This window comes from Pedobacter albus (genome assembly GCF_036324255.1).
Lineage (GTDB): Bacteria > Bacteroidota > Bacteroidia > Sphingobacteriales > Sphingobacteriaceae > Pedobacter > Pedobacter albus.
This window is the reverse complement of the sequence record NZ_JAZDQT010000001.1, coordinates 1,155,111-1,176,421: the sequence shown is the minus strand read 5'-3', so window position 1 is coordinate 1,176,421 and position 21,311 is coordinate 1,155,111. Positions and strand designations below refer to the sequence as shown.

The 21,311-nt window shown below is 41.4% G+C and carries 16 protein-coding genes; 14 read left to right on the top strand and 2 right to left on the bottom strand.

From position 1 onward, the window contains the following. Window positions 1-272: 272 nt before the first annotated feature. The 4 genes from VRU48_RS05015 (at window position 273) to VRU48_RS05000 (ending at window position 5,481) form a co-directional block, all read left to right on the top strand. Window positions 273-2,111 carry an McrB family protein gene (locus tag VRU48_RS05015; RefSeq protein WP_330106827.1) on the top strand — a complete coding sequence of 613 codons (1,839 nt, stop codon included), beginning with the start codon at window positions 273-275 and terminating at the stop codon, window positions 2,109-2,111. 10 nt (window positions 2,112-2,121) lie between these two features. Then, on the top strand, window positions 2,122-3,477 hold the full coding sequence (locus tag VRU48_RS05010; protein WP_330106826.1) for a 5-methylcytosine restriction system specificity protein McrC: 1,356 nt from the start codon (window positions 2,122-2,124) through the stop codon (window positions 3,475-3,477). Between the two features lie 390 nt (window positions 3,478-3,867). Next, window positions 3,868-4,566: a DUF1826 domain-containing protein gene (locus VRU48_RS05005; protein ID WP_330106825.1), complete on the top strand. Its 699-nt coding sequence runs from the start codon at window positions 3,868-3,870 to the stop codon at window positions 4,564-4,566. Between the two features lie 186 nt (window positions 4,567-4,752). Continuing rightward, complete coding sequence (locus tag VRU48_RS05000) at window positions 4,753-5,481, top strand: phospholipase D family protein (RefSeq protein WP_330106824.1); 729 nt, start codon at window positions 4,753-4,755, stop codon at window positions 5,479-5,481. Here the strand turns inward: VRU48_RS05000 and VRU48_RS04995 are convergent. Then, window positions 5,478-7,388, bottom strand: coding sequence for an ATP-dependent DNA helicase (locus VRU48_RS04995; RefSeq protein WP_330106823.1), 1,911 nt, complete (start codon window positions 7,386-7,388; stop codon window positions 5,478-5,480). The genes VRU48_RS05000 and VRU48_RS04995 overlap by 4 nt on opposite strands. Window positions 7,389-7,512: 124 nt before the next feature. On the opposite strand from VRU48_RS04995, the gene VRU48_RS04990 reads away from it, so the two are divergent. Beyond that, window positions 7,513-10,428 (top strand): DEAD/DEAH box helicase, encoded by a 2,916-nt coding sequence (locus VRU48_RS04990; protein ID WP_330106822.1) that lies wholly within the window; start codon window positions 7,513-7,515, stop codon window positions 10,426-10,428. A 7-nt stretch (window positions 10,429-10,435) separates the two neighbouring features. Here the strand turns inward: VRU48_RS04990 and VRU48_RS04985 are convergent, their stop codons facing one another. After that, window positions 10,436-10,621 (bottom strand): KOW motif-containing protein, encoded by a 186-nt coding sequence (locus tag VRU48_RS04985; RefSeq protein ID WP_330106821.1) that lies wholly within the window; start codon window positions 10,619-10,621, stop codon window positions 10,436-10,438. Window positions 10,622-11,321: 700 nt separating this feature from the next. Here VRU48_RS04985 and rpsO point away from each other — a divergent pair. From rpsO to VRU48_RS04940, 9 genes are all read left to right on the top strand, one after another. Beyond that, window positions 11,322-11,600, top strand: a complete 279-nt coding sequence (rpsO, locus tag VRU48_RS04980; protein WP_199141024.1) for a 30S ribosomal protein S15 — start codon at window positions 11,322-11,324, stop codon at window positions 11,598-11,600. Window positions 11,601-11,717: 117 nt separating this feature from the next. Beyond that, complete coding sequence (gene pnp / locus VRU48_RS04975) at window positions 11,718-13,859, top strand: polyribonucleotide nucleotidyltransferase (protein ID WP_330106820.1); 2,142 nt, start codon at window positions 11,718-11,720, stop codon at window positions 13,857-13,859. A gap of 251 nt (window positions 13,860-14,110) precedes the next feature. After that, window positions 14,111-14,782, top strand: coding sequence for a ribulose-phosphate 3-epimerase (gene rpe, locus VRU48_RS04970; RefSeq protein ID WP_330106819.1), 672 nt, complete (start codon window positions 14,111-14,113; stop codon window positions 14,780-14,782). Window positions 14,783-14,794: 12 nt separating this feature from the next. Then, complete coding sequence (locus VRU48_RS04965) at window positions 14,795-17,236, top strand: TonB-dependent receptor (RefSeq protein WP_330106818.1); 2,442 nt, start codon at window positions 14,795-14,797, stop codon at window positions 17,234-17,236. A gap of 47 nt (window positions 17,237-17,283) precedes the next feature. After that, window positions 17,284-18,351: a 3-phosphoserine/phosphohydroxythreonine transaminase gene (gene serC, locus VRU48_RS04960; protein ID WP_330106817.1), complete on the top strand. Its 1,068-nt coding sequence runs from the start codon at window positions 17,284-17,286 to the stop codon at window positions 18,349-18,351. A gap of 3 nt (window positions 18,352-18,354) precedes the next feature. Next, entirely contained in the window at window positions 18,355-19,305 is a 951-nt protein-coding gene (locus VRU48_RS04955) for a D-2-hydroxyacid dehydrogenase (RefSeq protein WP_330106816.1), read from the top strand. 140 nt (window positions 19,306-19,445) lie between these two features. Then, window positions 19,446-20,684: a DUF1015 domain-containing protein gene (locus VRU48_RS04950; RefSeq protein ID WP_330106815.1), complete on the top strand. Its 1,239-nt coding sequence runs from the start codon at window positions 19,446-19,448 to the stop codon at window positions 20,682-20,684. Between the two features lie 105 nt (window positions 20,685-20,789). Continuing rightward, entirely contained in the window at window positions 20,790-21,017 is a 228-nt protein-coding gene (locus VRU48_RS04945) for a hypothetical protein (RefSeq protein WP_330106814.1), read from the top strand. A 39-nt stretch (window positions 21,018-21,056) separates the two neighbouring features. Further along, entirely contained in the window at window positions 21,057-21,269 is a 213-nt protein-coding gene (locus VRU48_RS04940; RefSeq protein ID WP_330106813.1) for a hypothetical protein, read from the top strand. The last annotated feature ends 42 nt before the right edge of the window (window positions 21,270-21,311 follow it).

The following is a 21,311-nucleotide window of genomic DNA, read 5'->3' as shown; positions in this document are numbered from 1 at the left end:
CGATTTTGTAAATAGTGATTGGTATATCATTTTGTGATTTGATGTGTCAATATGGGTTTTGTTGTTTTGCTAGTAGCTCGAATAAATACTTATATTTAGCGATTAATAAACTTTTGGTTAATGGCTTTCAACGAAGATTCAAGAGTTAAGATACCGGCAGTATTGCACCTTACACGATTAGGTTATACCTATGTATCAAGTGTCCTTTTTAATTCAAATCACCAGTTTGGTATATTAGCTGAGCCTGAGATGGTTTATAGAAAAAATAACAGATGATAAAGGAAGAAATTATTGAGTGCATAAATTTCTTTAACTCTGTAGAGGTAAGTCTACAAGATATAACCAATGTTGAGCAGTCTTTAAATAAACAGAAGGTAGTTCTAGCTACTTATCAGTACAAAAATGCTACATACGTAAGTAAACCGTTATATTATAAAGAAATTGGCGCAATAGATAACATAAGAGATATCGACAAAACTCACGCCTATTTTGAAGATGAGGTTTATATTTTAGATTTAGATCGTCATGGCTGGCCACAGCCAAGTGGTAAAAGCAACCTAGATAGGTTAGTTATTGATGATATTACCAACGATGGGGCTTTTGTTGATTTTTTAAAATTGTTGGCAAATAATAAGCAGAAAGGCTACATACAGCGTATAACAAAAGATGGAAGAACCGCCCAATATTATCACAATTTAGAAAACAACAATCATTGGCACGATCTCGTACTTTTGATTAAGGAAGTAATAAAAAGCCAAGGAGGCATAATTGACAAAAGCTTTTTTAAGCCCCTTATATTCAACTGGAATAATGAAATGCGTGTTACTTTGGCATTTAATAAGTACGGAGGTCTTTTCAGCCTAGTGCATAGGTTATATGAAAATATTAAGTTAATCCAAATGGAATTATCAATTAAGAGAATGAAAGATTTATTGCTTTACAAAAAACAAATCATTTTACAGGGACCTCCAGGAACTGGAAAAACTAGATTAGCAAAAGAGATTGCTAAGCAAATCATTGGTTCGAATTCAATTGATAGTAAAACAATATCAACAAAGAACCTTACAAAAGATTATATACAATCACATTTGCCAGTTAAGCAAAAAATAAAGGGTAAAAACAATGTCGAGTTTGAAGTTGTTGGATTGGAGAAAAATATAGTGCTGCTTAAAAGTGATACAAGCAAAGCTTGGAGGCCATCTTACACAAAGATTATTGAATCATTTAATCGTAAGCTATGGGAGGTCAAAGGTAGAACTGGAGGTTTTACATCGTATGAAGATGCAATAGCAAAATTCTTTTATGAAAATCATTTTGATAATATAGATGAAATTGAGGAAAAGGTTATTAAAGAAAAAGATTTTTTAAATATTATCCAATTCCACCCAAGTTACTCTTATGAAGATTTTGTTAGGGGAATTGTTGCATTGCCAAATGAAGGAGGGGAAGGAGTAATATTTCAAGCTGAAAATAAAACCTTGTTAAGATTTGCAGAAACCGCTAACAATGATTCTGATAATAGTTATATTTTAATTATTGATGAGATTAATAGAGCTAACCTCTCTTCGGTTTTAGGGGAATTGATTTACGCCTTGGAGTATAGGGATGAAGAAGTTGAAAGTCTATATGATATTGATGGATCGAATAAGTTTGTTTTACCAAAAAATCTTTACATTATCGGTACAATGAATACCGCAGATCGTTCTGTAGGACATATTGATTATGCTATCAGACGAAGATTTGCTTTCGTGGATGTATTGCCCAAGGATTTGACAAAGGAGAATGGAACAGTATTTAAAGACAGTATATTTAAACGGGTCACCAGCTTATTTGTGAAAGATTATGACCCTAATATTGATTATAGTGCCGATGATGCTATTATTAAAAGATCAGACTATTTAACTAGTGACTTTGAACCCAAAGATGTATGGTTAGGACATTCCTATTTTATTCAGCAATATCAAAAGGACCAAAAGGGAAATGATGATCTAAGTAAGCCTATAGATTTTAGTTTAAGAATTAAGTACGAAATAAAACCTATTCTGGAAGAATACATTAAGGATGGAATTTTAAAAGAAACAGCGAGAGAAGTAATTAAGAATCTAGCTTAATCAAAAACTGATGCTTAAGATTTCTGAACATTTCGAGTATTATTATAGTAATCATATCAATATGCTTTCCCAATTGCATAATTGGGAAAGTTATTATGAATTGGAAGATAAAGTACATGCTATTTTTTTCGATACAGAAAAACAATACGTTTGCGTTTCCTTAGAATTGAGCAAAGAAAACGGAGAGCATCAATGTTCAATTACTTCATCCTATTATATCGGCTTAGATAGATTCTCAAAACTCAAACTACCAGTTTATATCCAACCGAAGCTTAATAATGAAGATTATCAACTAAACTATATTGAAATGCTTTTAGAAGCATTAAAAGAGCCAGAGAATTTTGATTATTTGGAAGGTTTGGTATTGGTTAAGTTTAATGATCCATGGATTGAAATAGAAAATGAACTTTCGCCAGAACTAACACCATTTTTAATTGCACAGTTTTTGGCAACCGTTAAGTCGTTATTAAAAAACGGGCTAAAGAAGTCTTATTACCATAAAACGGAAAATCTGTCTAGCAGAGTTAAAGGTAAGGTTTTGGTGGGCAGACAAATTAAAGAGAATGTCCTTAAAAACAAATTAACACAAACTATTTGCCAGTATCAAGAATTTGGTTTCGATACCGAAGCTAATCAATTCTTAAAGTATGTGTTAAGTTTATTACCGCACCATTTCGATAATTTTGACACAAAAGGAAGTATTAGACTAAATTTAGAGGAAGTATGGCGTTTTTGTCAAGCTGGCTTTCAGCACATCGGCAAAAGAACATTTACCAAACTGCAATATAAAGAGAATAACCCCTTTTATAAACTGTATAATTTAGCCATACAGTTGGGTAATCAAATACTTGCATTATACGATTATAATATTGCGAGAAATGCTAAACAGGCTACTTGCATGCATCCACCATTTTGGATTGATATGAGCAAATTATTTGAGCTCTATGTGTTTAAAAAGTTAAGGGAAAAATTTAAAGGTGATCATGCTGTAGTTTATCATCAAAAGTATCATAAACAAGAACTAGACTTTATTATTAATGCTGACGGTTTTAAAGCTGTTGTAGATGCGAAATATAAACCTAGATATGCTTATGGCAATCCAAGTATGGAAGATGCTAGACAGTTGTCTGGCTATACAAGATTAAAAAAAGTATACGAAGAGTTAGGGATAGATGAAGATTGTATTATACCTGCATATTTTGTTTATCCATCCAATTTGCCAGTTATAGTGGAGAAAGCTGAAAAAATTGAAAACTTTGAAAAAGCTGATGTTTCACCTGAAAAACTTTTTTCTGACGACCTCCGTATATCAACAATGTATAAAAAGATGTATTTACAAGCAATAGAGTTACCAATACAATCATGATTGATAATCACCAAGACGGTTCAAATTTCGGAAAGCTGATGATGACGCTATATCTCGGATGTTGGGTGTAATGTTACTTGATTAAATTTCCAAAAAAAAGTTCTAAAGTAGTCCTATAAAGGCCAGTCTATGTTCTAATAATCTCGTAAATATTTTTTAATAATCGACTCACTCAATGAAATCTTTTCTTTTCAACTCCCAATTATTTTCTAATGGTCTTCAGAAGCGTTCTAGGTGTTCGAACGGTACAGATTATCAATTTAAAAAGAAAGCCAATAGTAATATTGGCTTTTTGTTTTCATAATTTTAATTGTAAAAGTCGGCTTACACCTTAACCCAAATCGTAACCAATCATTCTTTTTAATAGCTTTGGCAACTGGATTTAAAAACATGAACAGCAGATTTGCCGATATCAGCCAAGTGGGAGTGGTTTCCTCGTTCGAGGAATTGATTGATACAGAATTTCAAGGTTCCATTAACGCTATTTGTTGGTCTAGGGATTTAACGGGAGATTTTAAGGAGGTAGCCTCAAAGCTTCAATTAAAGGAAAACGTGACAGAAATTGCTGTGGAAGAACTTTTGGACTTGACTTTATCTGTAGCGGGAGCCATGGCCAGAGTGACGATATTGGAAGATTTAAAGTTGTTGGGAGCCTTAGGCCTGTCGCCGGTGCTCAATCTAATCAAAAGCTACGAGCGGGACGAAATATTGGATTTTATCTCCACCGATGTGTATTCTTATCACGTAGATCGTTCGCCTGTAGCTACCGATACCTTTCTATGTACCTATGATGGGGCAGCAAGCGATATCCTGCCTAATGATCAGGCTGAACAACAGATTTTAATTCCAGAAATCCGGCAAAAATTGCAAGACTTGTATGATGGGCCAGAAGGAGGGTTTGAAAGCTTCTTAGAAGAGCATTTTTTCGATCTGCATTACCGCCCTCAACCTAATGCCAGCCCTTTAAATCTAGGCCTTGGCCACCTGTGGAAATTGGCGGTAGACCATCCTGAACAACAGGTCTTGCCATGTGTGCATCGAGCCCCTCAAGAAAACGAAGGCGAGTATCGCTTGCTTCTGATTTGTTGAGGATGGTTAAGGTATTTGTCTCTTATTGGTTTTTCTTAGTTGGAGATTTTGTTTGCTACATAAAGCATTTTTATCAGGTTATATAAAAGTTCATTTTTTTGACTTTTAATAATTTGTTTTACAACTTATAACTGCATGTTTTATATTGGCAAATTATAAACTAATCTATCAATCAGACCCGACAGCATGGCCAAGTTTTTAAAAACGACTACTATCTCTTCGCATCTAGAAGATATTATAAATAATGCCAAAGAAAAACTTTATCTAATAAGTCCTTATTTACAGATTAATTCTCAATTGAGGTTGTTATTAGATGATACCACAAGAAGATATATCAAGACCTGTATTGTATATGGAAAAGAAAAAGATTTAAATTATAGCGATAAAGATTGGATTGATTCTATCCCAAAAATCAGACTTTATTTTTACAATACACTCCATGCCAAATGCTACATTAATGAAAATGAAGCTATAATTACCTCTATGAATCTTTATACGTATTCTCAGCAGAATAATTGCGAAATGGGTATATACATCACATCAAAGGATGACCCTGAGCTTTATAATGATGTATTAACAGAAGCTGAGAGGATAATTAGACAATCTGAAGAGATCCAGAAGCCAAAGAAAAATAATAAAATTGAAAATCGAGATGTGAATAAATGGAACACAAAACAAGATTTCAAAGAAAAAATACATTATGGATATTGCATCAGAACCGGAATAGAGATTCCTTTCAACCCTAGTAGCCCCCTAAGTTTTAAAGCCTTCAGCTCTTGGGCAAAATTTAGTGATGAATATTATCCAGAAAGATATTGTCATTTTTCGGGAGAGGAATCTTATGGAGAAACAACCTATGCAAAGCCAATTTTAAAGAAGAACTGGAAGGATGCACAACGAATGTTCGATCTCTAAAACAACTCCAACCTAACTACTTGTTGCGCACTTGCTGAGTCTTGCACAACAACCTGCTGTTTCCTGTGCTTCGTAATCCAATCAGTATAATCCATGGTTTTTAATGGCTCTTTTAACAAGCCCGAGCCGATGTGCATCAGCGTGATTTTGTTTTCTATCTGTTGCCTTAGTTTCTGAAATTGGTGTTGGACCTGTTGCTGGATTTTGTTCTTGGGCTTCACCCGGATCATTTTAAGCGCCGGATTGAGCAGTTTGATGGTCAGTTCTTTGGTAAAATAGTCTTTAGCCGATTCTATCCTTAATTGAATGGCTTGCTGACCTTCAAAACCGTTTTGTTCATGCAATTGCCTTACCTGAACCAAAAACTTGTCTAAGAGTTGGGTTAAGGTATGAAGTGCCGTTTGAAGCTCTAGCAACTGTGCTTTGAGCAAGGGGATGTTAGCTTGGCTAATGGTGGCATCGTTATCCATAAGGTCGAGCTCATGGGCAATATTTCGGAAAGAAAAACGATCCAAAACCATTTGCAGGATGAACCGTTCTTTGGCTTTGACGATGAGTTCGGTCAACGCCTCGGTTTGTACGGGTTGCAGGTAAGTCAGCACTTCTCTGTTCGACCTTAAGCTGTCCTTGTTGATTTTTGATTTCAGGATCAGCCCATTCAGGGTGCGCACACGGCTCAGTGCCACATAAACCTGACCGGCAACAAACGATTTTCCGGCATCGATTACGGCATGATCGAACGTTAGGCCCTGGCTTTTGTGGATGGTTACCGCCCAGGCCAATTTAATAGGGTATTGCGAAAATTCGCCCACTTGTTGCTGCGCAATCACATCATCGTCGCCTATTTTGTATTCGAACGACTGCCAAGCGCTTTTTTCCAATAAAAGTGGCTCCTCGTCTGGAAAAGCTACATAGATTTCGCCTTGGTCAATCGATTTTATCTTGCCGATTTTGCCATTGTAAAACTTTCGGTTTTCACCGGTATCATTTTTAATGAACATTACCTGTGCGCCAACTTTGAGCTGCAATTCTGTTTCGGCTTGTATGCCTAAATCCTTGAATTCGCCATTAATTTCGGCATTGGCCGTATAGATTTCGCCAGATAGTTCAGCGAGCTTTTCCTTATTAATGAGGTTGGCTTCGGCATTATGTGAGGTGATGATAATCGGATTGATATCGTTTTGTCCCTTAAAAGCAGGGTCGTAGCGCTCGTTGAGCAGGCTTAATCCTTCCTCGTCAATCTGGTTGTTTCGAATATCGTTTAAAATCTTTATAAAAACTTCTTCGGTCTGCCTAAAAACGGTGGTCAGCTCCAGTTGCAGTACCGGATGCCTGCGGATAACCAGCGAATCGAAAAAGTAGGGCGATGGATAGGCTTTGCTCAGAAAAGCCCATTCTTCCTGCTTGCTTACGGGCGGAAGCTGGTATAAATCGCCAATGAGCAACAATTGCAGGCCGCCAAAAGGCAGGTTGTTCTTTCTAACCGAGCGCAATACCGCATCCACCACATCCAATACATCGCAACGCACCATCGAAACCTCATCGATAACCAACAGTTCCAGCTCGTTAAACAGCTTGAGCTTGTCTTTGCTGTAGCTTAGGCCACTAACGGTCGACTGGATGGAGCTGATGCCCGCCTGCAGGTTTTGCAGATTGATGTCGCCCGGAAAAAAAGAACCCGGAGGCAATTGGAAAAAGGAATTGATGGTGGTACCTTTGGCGTTCATGGCGGCCACGCCGGTAGGGGCAACCACGACCATTTTTTTGGAGCTGTTGTTCTTGATCCGTTTCAGCAGGGTTGTTTTTCCTGTTCCCGCTTTTCCGGTCAGGAAAATAGACTGATTGGTGTATTCGATAAACTCAAATACCTGATCGGCAATGGTATTGGGCAACTCGTGATGGCTCATGTTACAAATTTAACTAAATTAAGTAGTGTTTGGTAGGGCGTTACTAAATATGTTAGTAAGTTTTTGCCTTGTTTTTTGAATGCGACATGCTTAATCGTACTTATTGTTTTATCTTTAGCGTCCGATGGAAAAAGATGGCCATAACCCCACGAATGTCGATTACGATAAACTGATACCTGTGCTGCATGGCAAGCCTAAGCATCCGCCTTTGCCCGATTACAGGGAAATGGCCTTGGTGTTTAGCCGGCATCGGTTTTACAGGCATTTGGTGATCGATTTGGTTGTTGCCGAAAAGGCAAAGAATGGCAAACTTAAAAATCCTTTGCACTTCATCGACCCGATGGATAGGATCTGGAAAGCCGAAAAACAAGAGGAAATCAAGTTTTTGGCTGGTCTGTCGCGTTTCAAAAACAATTACGACGAAGGCAAGACGGAATCAGACCTCGAAGCGCTGAAAGCTGTTATCGCCAATCCGCTAAACCTCGATTGCTATGTGCACGACGAGAAAAAAGCTTCTACCATTACCGCCAGTTCGATATTGCCGGCAAAGTTTTCTTTGCTAAAACCCGATTTGGAGCTTGACATCGATGAAAGGGCAGATACTTTCGCCATTTCGGGTAGGTTGCATGTAGCGGGCAAGACTTATTCCATGGAAACCATCGAACTGCATTACCGCTATTTTGTGAGGTTGGATAAGCAGCTGCATTTGGTAGGAAATCCCAGTTTTCTGAATATTATCGATTTTTTTAAGCAACATCGAAACAACCTGGTGCTTGAACGCGAAGCTTACGAAGAATTTCAGGAAAAAATATTGTCGGTACTGGAAGAGAAGGTCAGGATCAATTATGCTTACCTCAAGCCCGCTACCGAAAAGCAACGTATAGAACAGGGCTTTGATTTGGACAACGAACAGCTGGTGTATTTGTCTGAATCGGAAGATTTTGTGTTGCTTACGCCCGTTATGAAATATGGCAATTTGGAGATACCCGTTATTTCGCAAAAGCAGATTCAGAGCAAGGACAAAAGAGGCAAGCTGTTTACCCTCGATCGCGATAAGGAGAAAGAGCTTCAGTTTATAACCACCATTGCCAAATCGCACCCTTATTTGATGGAGCAGGTGGCCGAGTTTGCCGAACAAAGGCATGCCGATTGCTTTTACATGCACCGCAAGCATTTTTTGGAGCCTACTTGGTTTCTCCAGGCATTTGAGGCCTGGCGAAGCATGGGCATCGTTATTTTAGGTTTTAACGAGCTGAAAGAAAACAAGCTGAGCCAGCATCAGGCCGAGATTTCCATTAACGTCATCAGTGGTATCGATTGGTTCGAAACTGCCGTCAAGGTGAAATTCAACCAGCAAACGGTATCGCTTAAACATCTGCATAAATCGATCAGGAACAAAAACAAATTTGTGGTACTGGATGATGGCACGCATGGCATTATCCCTGACGAATGGCTGCAAAAGCTGGAAGGCTATTTTGGTGCCGGTGAGCCTGTAGGAGAGGTGCTGAGAACTTCGAACATCAACTTTAGCTTGGTCGAATCGTTATATGAAGCCGAGCAATTAGATTTGGAAAGTCGGGAGCGGATTAAGCTGTATCGTTCTAAATTAGCCACTTTCGATGCCATTGAAAGTATCGGAGTGCCTCAAGCCTTGCAAGCGAACTTGCGCGAATACCAGCGGGAAGGACTCAACTGGCTTAATTTTCTGGACGAATTTAACTTTGGGGCTTGCTTGGCCGACGATATGGGTCTGGGCAAAACGCTTCAGGTATTGGCTTTTATCTTGTCCCAACAGGAAAAAACAGCGCAGAACACCAACTTGGTCGTCGTGCCAGCTTCCTTGGTGTTCAACTGGCAACAGGAGATCAAGAAATTTGCACCAAGCCTGAAAGTATTGACCATTTATGGCGCCGACCGTTCTAAATTAGTTGCCGATTTCAATTCGCATCAGATTATCCTCACTTCTTACGGCACCTTATTGGCCGATATACGTTGGCTGAAGGATTATTTCTTTAATTATATCATCCTCGACGAATCGCAGGCCATTAAAAACCCCGATTCGCAGCGTTACAAAGCCGTTCGCTTGTTGAGGTCGCGCAATAAGATCGTGATGACGGGAACGCCCATCGAAAACAACACTTTCGATTTGTATGGCCAGCTTTCTTTTGCCTGTCCGGGTTTGTTGGGCAGCAGGGAACAGTTTAAAAGGCTTTATTCGATCCCCATCGATCAGTTTAAGGAAAAGAAACGGGCCTTGGAACTGCAAAACCGCATCAATCCCTTTGTGCTGAGGCGTACCAAAGAACAGGTGGCGAAAGAACTTCCCGATAAAACAGAAATGGTCATCTACTGTGAAATGGGCAAGCAGCAACGCGAAATTTATGAAAGCTGTCGGACAGAAATCAGGGATTATTTGATGGGCACTTCGGAAGATGAGCTGCAAAAAAGCAGTATGCACGTGCTGCAGGGCATTACCAAGTTGAGGCAGATCTGTAATTCGCCCGCCATGCTGAGCAAGGAAAAATACTATGGCGATGCTTCGGCCAAAATGGATGTGTTGTTAGAACAAATAGAAAGCAAATCGCCTTACCATAAGATCTTGGTGTTTTCGCAGTTTGTAGGTATGCTAGAGCTAGTTAAAGCCGAACTGGAGCAGCGCAACATTACATTTGCCTACCTTACCGGCGAAACCAAAAATCGTGAGGCCGTGGTGAATTCGTTTCAGCAGAACGATGAGGTGAGGGTATTTCTCATCAGCCTGAAAGCCGGGGGCGTAGGCTTAAATCTTACACGGGCCGGTTATGTTTACCTGATCGATCCTTGGTGGAACCCTGCAGTAGAAACCCAGGCCATTGATAGGGCTTATCGCATTGGCCAGCACCAAAATGTGATGGCGGTTCGCCTCATCTGTCCGGATACCATTGAAGAAAAAATCATGCTGATGCAGGAAACCAAAAAAGACCTGGCCAACAACCTCATCAAGGTCGAAAGTTCTATTTTCAAGTCGCTGAGCAAGAAAGATTTATTAGACCTGCTTTAGTTTGAGGTTATTTGCCTGCTAAAACAACTACATTTTTGGCAAGGGTTTTAAACCTTACACCATTGGGCTGGGTTACGGTGATGGTGAGGTGTCCGGTTTTGCTGGTGTTGATGTGGCTTACCGTTCCGGTTTTACCTTGGTGTGTTCCCGCTGTTACCTTGCAGCGGTCGCCATCTTTTAAATCGGGTGCCATATATTCACTTTGGTGTAAATATACCGTTTTGTTGGATTTATAAAGTGGAATATCGCAACAAGGGGTCTTGGCCAGCTATGGCTTTACCATTAAGGTAATAAGGACATTTAGTTTGTTGCGGTAATGTTAACTTATGTGCTCTTAAATGTCTTAGGTGGTTAAATTTTAAGAAAAATACCCCTGGTCGTAACAGGATGTAGGTAAAACGTTAAAGAACTAACTTCAATGTTTTACGACCTAGACCATGTAAGGCCATCTTAGTTTGTTGAGGCGAGTTGACTTAGTATGCTCTTAGGTGTCTTAAATGGTTAGACACCGGTGGATAATGAGCATGTTTTTTTACCACCTAAGACTTTTAAGGCCATCTTAGTTTGTTGAATGACAATATAATAATATAATAAAGCTAATATGCTCTTAGGTGCCTTAGGCGGTTATATTTTCAAAAAAAAGTTGTTAGGATCAAGCAGGAGAATCCTAAAGATTAAACGCGCTTACCGGTCAAAATGCGCAAGCCTATTTGGGTTAAACAAGAAAAAGATGGGGACAAAGCAGGCCAAAAAACGGAAGTAATCTTAACTCGTTAGCTTTCAGTGCGGTATTGCAACTTTTGCTAAAATGTTTTTGCTTTGCTAATCAATAAAAATACATTATCTTTGCGCCACAATTAATTAATTTATAAACACTTTAGTATCATTCAAGAATGTATTTAAGTAAAGAGGTAAAAGCCGAAATTTTCAAAAAACACGGCGAAACAGAAACCAACACAGGTTCTGCAGAAGGTCAGGTAGCATTGTTTACTTACCGTATTGCGCATTTAACAGAGCACTTAAAGAAAAATCGCAAAGATTTCTCTACTCAGTTATCGCTTCAAAAATTGGTAGGTAAACGTCGCGGAATTTTGGCTTACCTATACAAAAAAGATATTGAGCGCTATCGTGCTATCATTAAAGCTCTTGAGCTTAGGGATATCATTAAATAAGCTTTTATCATTAAAAGCCATTCGTTAAGAGTGGCTTTTTTGCTTTTAACAACCAGAAAAATAAATATAAACAAGATGTGTTTCAAAGAGGAAAAAGCACATCACAACAATTTGTAAATGAATGTAATAAAAAAATCGTTCGATTTGGGCGATGGAAGAATTGTAGAAATCGAAACAGGCAAACTGGCCAAACAAGCCGATGGTTCTGTAGTTGTAAAAATGGGAGATACCATGTTGCTGGCAACAGTAGTATCAACAGTTGGCGCCAAACCAGGTACCGACTTTTTGCCATTATCGGTTGATTATCAAGAAAAATATGCGGCAACCGGCCGTATCCCAGGTGGTTTCTTGCGTCGCGAGGCTAAATTATCTGATTACGAGGTTTTGATCTCTCGTTTGGTAGACAGGGCTTTGCGTCCGATGTTCCCAGAAGATTATCATGCCGATACACAGGTGATGATCTCGCTGATTTCTGCCGACAAAAACATTATGCCAGACTGTTTGGCAGGTTTAGCGGCTTCGGCGGCTTTGGCGGTATCCGATATTCCGTTCAACGGACCTATTTCGGAAGTTCGCGTGGCTAAAATCGATGGAAAATTAGTAATCAATCCTTACCTAAACGATTTAGAGCGCGCTACTTTAGAGTTCGTTGTTGCCGGTTCTCACCACGATATCGTGATGGTTGAGGGCGAAGCCGACGAAATCCAGGAAGAAGAAATGGTTGAAGCCATCAAATTTGCACACGAAGCAATCCGTGTTCAATGCAAGGTTCAATTAGAGCTGCAAGAAGAAGCTGGCAAAACCATGAAACGTTTGTACAGCCACGAAGATCACGATGCTGAATTGCGCGAAAAAGTTTATGCTGAGGCTTATTCACAAGTGTATGAAATTGCTAAATCGGCAAGCACCAAAGAGGCCCGTTCAGAAGCTTTCACTGCAGTAATTAACGATATGCTTGAAAATCAAGCGGAAGATACCCCTGATTTGACCAAAGCTTTGATCAAAAAATACTATCACGATGTACAGTACGATGCCGTACGTAACTTGTTGTTAGACGAGGGCATCCGTTTGGATGGCCGTACCACTACCCAAATCCGTCCAATCTGGAGCGAAGTTGGCTATTTGCCTGCAGCGCACGGTTCGGCGGTATTTACCCGTGGCGAAACCCAATCGTTAACTTCGGTTACCTTGGGCAGCAAAGACGACGAGCAAATGATCGACGGTGCTTTCATCAATGGCTACAACAAATTCTTGTTGCACTATAACTTCCCTGGTTTCTCAACCGGCGAGGTAAGACCAAACAGAGGCGTTGGCCGTCGCGAGGTTGGCCATGGTAACTTGGCTATGCGTTCGTTGAAAAAAGTATTGCCAACCGGCGAAGCTAATCCATATACCATCCGTATCGTTTCTGATATCTTGGAATCTAACGGTTCATCGTCAATGGCTACCGTTTGTGCGGGAACTTTGGCTTTGATGGATGCAGGTATCAAAATCAAGGCGCCAGTTTCTGGTATTGCCATGGGTTTGATTACCGACAGCAAATCGGGTAAATATGCTATCCTTTCTGATATCTTGGGTGATGAAGATCACTTGGGCGATATGGACTTTAAAGTAACTGGTACAGAAAACGGTATCGTTGCTTGCCAAATGGATTTGAAAATCCACGGTTTGTCGTACGAAGTTTTAACCAAAGCTTTGAACCAGGCTAAAGATGGTCGTTTGCACATCTTGAACGAGATGAAGAAAACCATCAGCGAGCCTGCTGCAGATTACAAACCGCATGCACCTCGTATCGTTTCGTTAACCATCGATAAAGAATTTATTGGTGCGGTTATAGGACCAGGCGGTAAAATTATCCAAGAAATGCAACGCGAAACCGGTGCAAGCATCTCTATCGAAGAGGTGGACAACAAAGGTATCGTTGAGGTATTTGCAGATAACAAAGCGTCTATCGATGCGGCTGTTGCGCGTATCCGTGCCATCGCAGCCAAACCAGAAATCGGCGAAATCTATACTGGTAAAGTAAAATCGATCATGCCTTTTGGCGCTTTCGTTGAAATTATGCCAGGAAAAGACGGTTTGTTGCACATCTCTGAAATCGACTGGACCCGTTTAGAAACGATGGACGGTGTTTTCAAAGAAGGCGATATCGTTGAGGTGAAACTATTGGATGTGGATAAACAAGGCAAAATGAAACTTTCTCGTAAAGTTTTGTTGCCTAGGCCTCCAAAACCAGAAGCAGCTGCGCCACAAGCTTAAGATGCCATATTCGTTATACCGAAACAATTTCGGAATGACGGCAAATCATACAACCCTTTCAGTTTTTGCTGAAAGGGTTTTTTGTTGGAATTTAATTGTTTGAAATGATTTTGTAACTTGCAGGTATCGGACTAAACAAAAAAAAGAAATCGTCATTGCGACCCCGATAACCGGTGGGCGAAACAATCTCATTTGATAGATTAAAGAAAGATTGCTTCGCCATGCTTCCTCGCAATAACGTAAATATAAAAATGAAACACCTCATCGCCCCATCCTTACTATCGGCAGATTTTGCCAACCTGCAACGCGACATCGAAATGATCAACAACAGCGAAGCCGATTGGTTCCACGTAGATGTGATGGATGGTGTTTTTGTACCCAATATTTCTTTTGGTTTTCCGGTAATTACGGCAGCCAAAAAATATGCGAAAAAGCCTTTCGATGTACATCTGATGATTGTTAATCCCGAAAGGTATGTGCAGGAGTTTGCCAATGCCGGCGCCAATATCATTACAGTTCATTACGAGGCCTGCGTGCACCTGCACCGGGTAGTGCAACAGATCAAAAGTACGGGTTGTAAAGCAGGCGTAGCCATTAATCCGCATACCCCGGTAAATTTGCTCAAAGATATTTTGGTCGATCTCGACCTGGTTTTGGTCATGTCGGTAAATCCTGGTTTTGGTGGACAGCAATTCATTCCCCAAACCCTGAACAAAGTAAGAGAACTGAAGCAAATGGCCAATCAGATCCGTCCAGAGTTGATCATAGAAGTTGATGGAGGCGTAGGCCTCTCGAACATCGGCAGCTTAATGGAAGCCGGCGCCAATGCCTTTGTGGCCGGAAATGCCATCTTCGCGGCGCCAGATCCCCTGCAGATGATTGCCGATTTGAAACAGGTTGAAGTAGGTACGCAACACATCTAAATCCCGTCGCCAATGCTCAAAACCTACCTGTCTGTTTTGGTCTTATTGTTGAGCTGTGCTTTGGTCAATGCGCAGCCAATGGTAAGGGTTACGGGCATGGTGGGCGATGCCAAAAGCGATCCGCTGCAACAGGTTACGGTTTCCATACTTGGACAACAAGAATCGACCCTGACGGCCGCTGATGGCACTTATACCATTTATTCTAAAACCACCTCTTTTACCATTAAATACAACCTGCTGGGCTACAAGCCGGTGCTGCTCAAAATTAACGAAAAAGTAGCGGGGCGATTAATCAGGAACATTACGCTTATCCCCAACATCAACGAGTTGGAGCAGGTAACAGTAACCAATAGGCAAAACCAGTTGACCAACACCAGTACCATCAATATTGCCGATTTACCTTCTTTACCCTCGGTTTCTGGCAACTTTGAAGCCATTTTAAAAACATTGCCCGGCGTTTCAACCAATAACGAACTCAGCTCGCAATACAGCGTTAGAGGGGGTAGTTTTGATGAAAATCTGCTTTACGTAAACGACGTAGAAATAAACAGGCCTGTTTTGATCAGGAATGGACAGCAGGAGGGGCTCAGTTTTATCAACGGCGATCTGGTAACCCGCGCCAAGTTTTCGGCCGGAGGCTTTGAGGCCCGCTACGGCGATAAGCTGTCGTCGGTGCTCGATGTAAGGTACGATAGGCCAGATAGCAATCAGTTGTTGCTCACTACTGGCCTTTTAGGCACTTCGCTCACCGCAAAATATGTGCAGCCCAAAAGTTATCTATTGGTAGGCCTGCGCTACAAAAACAACAGCAACGTACTCAATCAGCAAGACAACAAGGGCAGTTACAATCCCAATTTTGGCGATGCCCAGGTGTTGTACCAATACAGTTTTTCTGACCGCTTCAGCTTAAGCGCCTTGGGCAATTTTAATGTGGGGCAGTTTAAATTGGTGCCCGAAGACCGCGAAACCCAATTTGGTACACTCGATACCCAGTTGCGCTTAAATATTGCCTACAATGGGCAGGAAATAGACAGTTACCGCACCTCGGGTGCTGCCGTTACGGCAACTTTTAGTCCACAGCCCAATTTGGTCATCAAGTGGATCAACAGCTATTTCAATACCAAGGAAAGGGAGCGTTTCGATATTGAAGGCCGCTACATTTTTGATGAACTGGAGCCGGGCTTCAATTCGGGTGGTTTTACTACGGTACGGGCCAATAGGGGCATCGGAACCTACCTTAACTATGCCCGCAACAGTCTTAACTCGCAGGCCTATAGCTCGGAAGTTAAACTGGACCAGAATTTTAACAACCACCTTTTCTCTTGGGGTGCCAGGTTCGAATACAACAATTTTAGGGACGAACTGAACGAGTACCATTTAACGGATTCGGCAGGTTACATTTTGCCTTACGATTCGAAAAAATTCTATGTAGATCAAGCCATTAGCGCCAAAAACAAGGTCGATATTTTTAATTATACCGCATTTATCCAAGACAGCTATAGCCTGACCAAGAATACCGACCTGCAAATCGGTGTACGTGGCAATTATAACAGCCTAAATTCGCAGTTTCTGCTGAGCCCGCGTTTGTTGTTGGCTTATCGGCCACCAAACAACAATAAGATTATCCGTTTTACGGCCGGCGTTTACCAGCAGGCGCCAACCTACCGAAGCATCAGGGCTTATGATGGGACTTTGTTTGTCGACCAAAAGGCCCAGCGTTCTTACAACACCTCGGCCAGCTTCGATTATGCCTTCGATGGCTTGGGCACGCGCCTCAAATTTAGCGCCGAGGCCTATTTTAAATATGCAGACCGGCTAATTCCTTATGTAATTGATAATGTGAGGATCAAATACCTGTCAGACCAAGTAGCCAAGGGACATACCTATGGCGCCGATTTTAGCGTAGGCGGGGAGTTTGTAAAAGACCTGGTTTCGTATTTTAGGTTATCGCTGATGAAAGCCGATCAGGATATTATTGGCGATTCGTATACCAAAAAAGATGCAACTGGCCAGCCTGTTACCATTTACCCGGGCTATTTGAAACGCCCAACCGACCAGCGTGTTAATTTTTCCATATTTTTTCAGGATAGGCTGCTGAAAAGTCCAACCTATAAGGTACATTTGAACCTGTTGTACGGATCGCGTTTGCCAATTGGTTCGCCTCAAAGCGACCACTACTCAGACGATTTCCAAATCCCAGCCTATAAGCGGGTTGATATTGGGTTTTCTAAGGATTTTTTAGACGATGCCGCACTGCGGAAGCCTAAATTACTGGATAGGTACTTTAGTTCGTTTATCGCTTATTTTGAAGTTTTTAATTTGCTCAATGTCAATAACACGGTATCGTATTTGTGGCTAAAAGACGTCGACAATGTGCACTATGCTGTACCTAATTACTTAACCGGCCGACAGTTCAATTTTAAATTGATCTTAAAGTTCAAAAACCGTCAGTAATTAGGATAGAAAGTGTTAAATTTACACTAACTAAAAATCAAATAAAAATGAGACACAATTTTGGAGCAGGTCCCTGCATTTTACCTCAGGAAGTATTCAAGCAAGCTTCTAGAGCGGTTGTAGATTTTAAAGACGGACTATCAATTTTGGAAATTTCTCATCGCAGCCCCGAATTCGAATCGGTGATTGAGGAAGCCAGCAAATTGGTAAAAGAGCTTTTGAATGTACCCTCGGGCTACTCCGTTTTGTTTTTACAGGGAGGGGCAAGCATGCAGTTTGCCATGGTGCCAATGAACTTATTGCCCGAAGGCAAAACCGCGGCTTATTTAGAAACCGGTGTTTGGGCCAATAAAGCCATCAAGGAAGTGAAGTATTTCGGACAGGCCAACGTAGTAGCTTCGTCTAAAGATGCCAATTTTACCTTCATCCCTAAAGATTATACCATTCCGGCCGATAGTGCCTATTTCCATTGCACTTCCAACAATACCATTTACGGTACAGAAATGTTCGATTTTCCTGATACCCAGGTGCCTTTGGTTTGCGACATGTCGTCAGATATCATGAGCCGTGTAGTCGATGTATCGAAATTCGATTTGATCTATGCAGGCGCGCAGAAAAACATTGGTCCGGCAGGATTGACCATCGTTATTGTAAAAGACGAAATTTTGGGCAAAACCGGCAGGGCTATTCCTTCCATGCTAGATTATAAGCAACATATAGATAACGGCTCGATGTACAATACGCCACCGGTATTTTCTATTTATGTGGCCATGTTGAACCTGAATTGGCTAAAATCTAAAGGTGGCGTAGCCGAAATCGAAAAAGAGAACAAGGCCAAGGCGCAAGCACTCTATGCCGAAATTGACAGAAACCCCTTGTTTAAGGGAACCTGTGCGGTAGAAGACCGTTCGCGAATGAATGTTTGCTTTGTGATGGAAAACCCTGAACTGGAAAAACCATTCTTGAAATTTGCCGACGAAAACGGCTTCGAAGGCTTAAAAGGCCATAGGAGCGTAGGAGGTTTCAGGGCTTCTATGTACAACGCCTTGCCAATTACCAGCGTTCACGCACTTATCGATTTAATGCAAACTTTTGAAGAAAAACACGCCAAATAAGTTATGATCAAGATACTCGCCAATGATGGCATAGATCCAATTGGAAAGAAATTATTAGAAGATGCCGGTATCACGGTTGATACCCAAACTGTTCCGCAAGACCAGCTTGCACAAGCCTTGCTCAATTACGACGGCATTACCGTGCGCAGTGCCACCAAAGTGAGAAAAGAACTGATTGATGCCTGTCCGAATATCAAGCTCATTGGTAGGGGTGGTGTAGGTATGGATAATATCGATGTAGAATACGCCCGTAGCAAAGGCGTGGCGGTAGTGAATACACCAGCGGCCTCATCGCTGTCGGTAGCCGAATTGGTTTTTTCGCATTTGTTTACCGGAATTCGTTTCCTGCACGATTCGAACCGCAAAATGCCGGTAGAAGGCAACACCAAGTTCAACGATTTGAAAAAAGCATACGCCAAAGGAACCGAATTGAGAGGTAAAACCTTGGGCATTATCGGTTTCGGTCGCATAGGCAGGGAAACTGCAACCTTGGCGCTGGGTTTAGGCATGAATGTATTGGCTTACGATCTTCATCCTTATAGTGGCAGCATCTCGTTGAATTTTCAGGGTGGTGTTAAGGTTGATATCCCGGTGCAGACCGTAGGTTTGGCAGAAGTAATTGCCAACAGCGATTTCATTTCGTTGCATACGCCATTTGCCGATCAGCCTATTTTGGGCGCGGCAGAATTTGAAGCCATGAAACCCGGCGTAGGCGTGGTTAACTGTTCTCGTGGCGGTACCATCGATGAGCAGGCACTTATTCAGGCCTTAGATTCAGGAAAACTTGCTTTTGCGGGATTGGATGTGTTTGATAACGAGCCAACTCCTTCGCAAGCCATCTTAAGTCATCCAAAAATTTCCTTAACCCCGCATATTGGTGCTTCTACCAACGAAGCCCAAGAGCGTATCGGCACAGAATTAGCCAATTTGATTATCGAGCATTTTAAAAAATAAGTATTCGATTATTTAACATAGAAAATCTCCGGTCGCAAGGCTGGAGATTTTTTTTTGATTCAATATTGACTGATTTTAAGAAAATCTTGAAAAAGCGAGCCGACAAAGCTATCTTCGTCTTAAACCATTTATAAATCCTGATGCCGAGGATCAAGCCGTTTTGTGCCTTAAAACCTGCTGCCGCTTTGCTGGCAAAAGTGGTTACGCGCCCGCTCGAAAATTACAGTATGGGCCAGGCCAGGCTAATTGCCTCCGAAAATCCGATAAGCTTCCTGCACCTGATCAACCCCGAACTAGACAATCCCTACCTGCGTGGTTCTAGACAGGAACTGGTATTCAAAAAAATTAATGAAAACCTCGACGATTTTATCGAAAAGCAAGTATTGGTTAGCGAAAAACTGCCTTCTATTTACATCTATCAGGTCAAACATGATGGTTTGCAGCAAACAGGCATCTGGACGCTTACCCATATCAACGATTACCTAGAAGGGCACATCAAAAAGCATGAGCATACGGTAGAAAGAAGGGAAAAACTGTTGGCCGAATACCTGCAACAAACAGACTTGGATGCCAATCCGGTGCTGATTACCTACCATCCCAATGCAGAGGTGAAAAGGATAATGGAGAAATACCTGGCCCAAAAGCCGGTAATCGATTTTTCTTTTGCCGATGCTACCGAACATCGGGTGTGGACGGTTAATGAACCAGAAGATTTGGCCGTATTGGTTAGTGCCTTTGCCCAAATACCTGTGGTGTATATCGCCGACGGACACCATAGGGCCGCTTCTATGGCCAAAATGGGACTTCATAAAAGAGCCCGCCATGCCAATAACGAAGAAGCCGACTTCAATTATTTCTCTACGGTGTACATGGATACCCAAGAAGTGAAAGTGCTGGAGTATAATCGTTTAGTTAGAGATTTGGCCGATTTGACAGAAAAAGAATTCTTGGACGCCTTGGCTGCAACTTTTGAAGTGGAAAAAATGCCAGAACCGTTTAAGCCAAGCGTTTTGCACGAGTTTGGCATGTGCCTGAAATCTGGTTGGTATAAGCTCAAGGCAAAGCCTCATCTTTACAACGACGATCCGGTAGGCTGCTTAGACGTAAGCGTTTTGCAAGACCATATCTTGTTGCCTATTTTACACATCAACGATTGCAGAACAGATGCCAGGATTACTTTCGTGGGCGGAAAAACTCCCTTAAACGAACTCGAAAAACAGGTAAACAATGGTACAAATGCCGTCGCTTTTGTATTGGTGCCTACTGCTATCGAACAACTTATTAATGTGGCCGACGCCGATCAGGTAATGCCACCCAAATCAACCTGGGTAGAGCCCAAATTTCTCGTCGGCTTACTATCTCATCATTTTAAGGGTTAGTTTTTGTAAAAAAATAGAACTAAAGTTTGCTTGTTAATTCCTTGCAAATCAGTTTGTTTAGTCTTATCTTGAGGAAAGATAACCGAAAACAAAAAACAGATTTGTATGAAAACACAATTAATGACCAAGGCGCTATCGCGTGCCGAAATGAAAAAAGTAACCGGCGGTGGAGGGATTGATGGTGGATGCATTCCTCAAAACGATCGTGATAGGGAGTGCATATTAGGTGGCGCAACTACTTCTTGTTTGGAAATTCCATGTTGCTGCGATTTCTATTGTAATTCAGAATTTGATGGCGATACTTTTGTCAATGTTTGCAGAGCAATAGTTTAGCCTGTTCGTCTTTTTTTATCAACCCTAAAACAAAATAGTATGAAAACACAATTTGTAGCTAAGGCACTATCGCGTGCCGAAATGAAAAAAGTAACAGGAGGAACTGGACCTTGCGTGCCAGACGATGGGTCGCAGCGTTGCATATTAGCCGGCGGTACGATGTCCTGCTCAGAAATTCCATGTTGTTGCGATGCCGTTTGTATCCCCGAATTCAATGGCACCGATTTCGTCGACGTTTGTCGCATGTTGTAATCACATTTTATAGCTACAGATGAATGGGTAGATAATCATAAT

Coding starts and splice junctions, on each gene's coding strand:
- VRU48_RS05015 (WP_330106827.1), top strand. CDS start 273: ATGATAAAGGAAGAAATTATTGAGTGCATAAATTTCTTTAACTCTGTA.
- VRU48_RS05010 (WP_330106826.1), top strand. CDS start 2,122: ATGCTTAAGATTTCTGAACATTTCGAGTATTATTATAGTAATCATATC.
- VRU48_RS05005 (WP_330106825.1), top strand. CDS start 3,868: ATGAACAGCAGATTTGCCGATATCAGCCAAGTGGGAGTGGTTTCCTCG.
- VRU48_RS05000 (WP_330106824.1), top strand. CDS start 4,753: ATGGCCAAGTTTTTAAAAACGACTACTATCTCTTCGCATCTAGAAGAT.
- VRU48_RS04995 (WP_330106823.1), bottom strand. CDS start 7,388: ATGAGCCATCACGAGTTGCCCAATACCATTGCCGATCAGGTATTTGAG.
- VRU48_RS04990 (WP_330106822.1), top strand. CDS start 7,513: ATGGAAAAAGATGGCCATAACCCCACGAATGTCGATTACGATAAACTG.
- VRU48_RS04985 (WP_330106821.1), bottom strand. CDS start 10,621: ATGGCACCCGATTTAAAAGATGGCGACCGCTGCAAGGTAACAGCGGGA.
- rpsO (WP_199141024.1), top strand. CDS start 11,322: ATGTATTTAAGTAAAGAGGTAAAAGCCGAAATTTTCAAAAAACACGGC.
- pnp (WP_330106820.1), top strand. CDS start 11,718: ATGAATGTAATAAAAAAATCGTTCGATTTGGGCGATGGAAGAATTGTA.
- rpe (WP_330106819.1), top strand. CDS start 14,111: ATGAAACACCTCATCGCCCCATCCTTACTATCGGCAGATTTTGCCAAC.
- VRU48_RS04965 (WP_330106818.1), top strand. CDS start 14,795: ATGCTCAAAACCTACCTGTCTGTTTTGGTCTTATTGTTGAGCTGTGCT.
- serC (WP_330106817.1), top strand. CDS start 17,284: ATGAGACACAATTTTGGAGCAGGTCCCTGCATTTTACCTCAGGAAGTA.
- VRU48_RS04955 (WP_330106816.1), top strand. CDS start 18,355: ATGATCAAGATACTCGCCAATGATGGCATAGATCCAATTGGAAAGAAA.
- VRU48_RS04950 (WP_330106815.1), top strand. CDS start 19,446: ATGCCGAGGATCAAGCCGTTTTGTGCCTTAAAACCTGCTGCCGCTTTG.
- VRU48_RS04945 (WP_330106814.1), top strand. CDS start 20,790: ATGAAAACACAATTAATGACCAAGGCGCTATCGCGTGCCGAAATGAAA.
- VRU48_RS04940 (WP_330106813.1), top strand. CDS start 21,057: ATGAAAACACAATTTGTAGCTAAGGCACTATCGCGTGCCGAAATGAAA.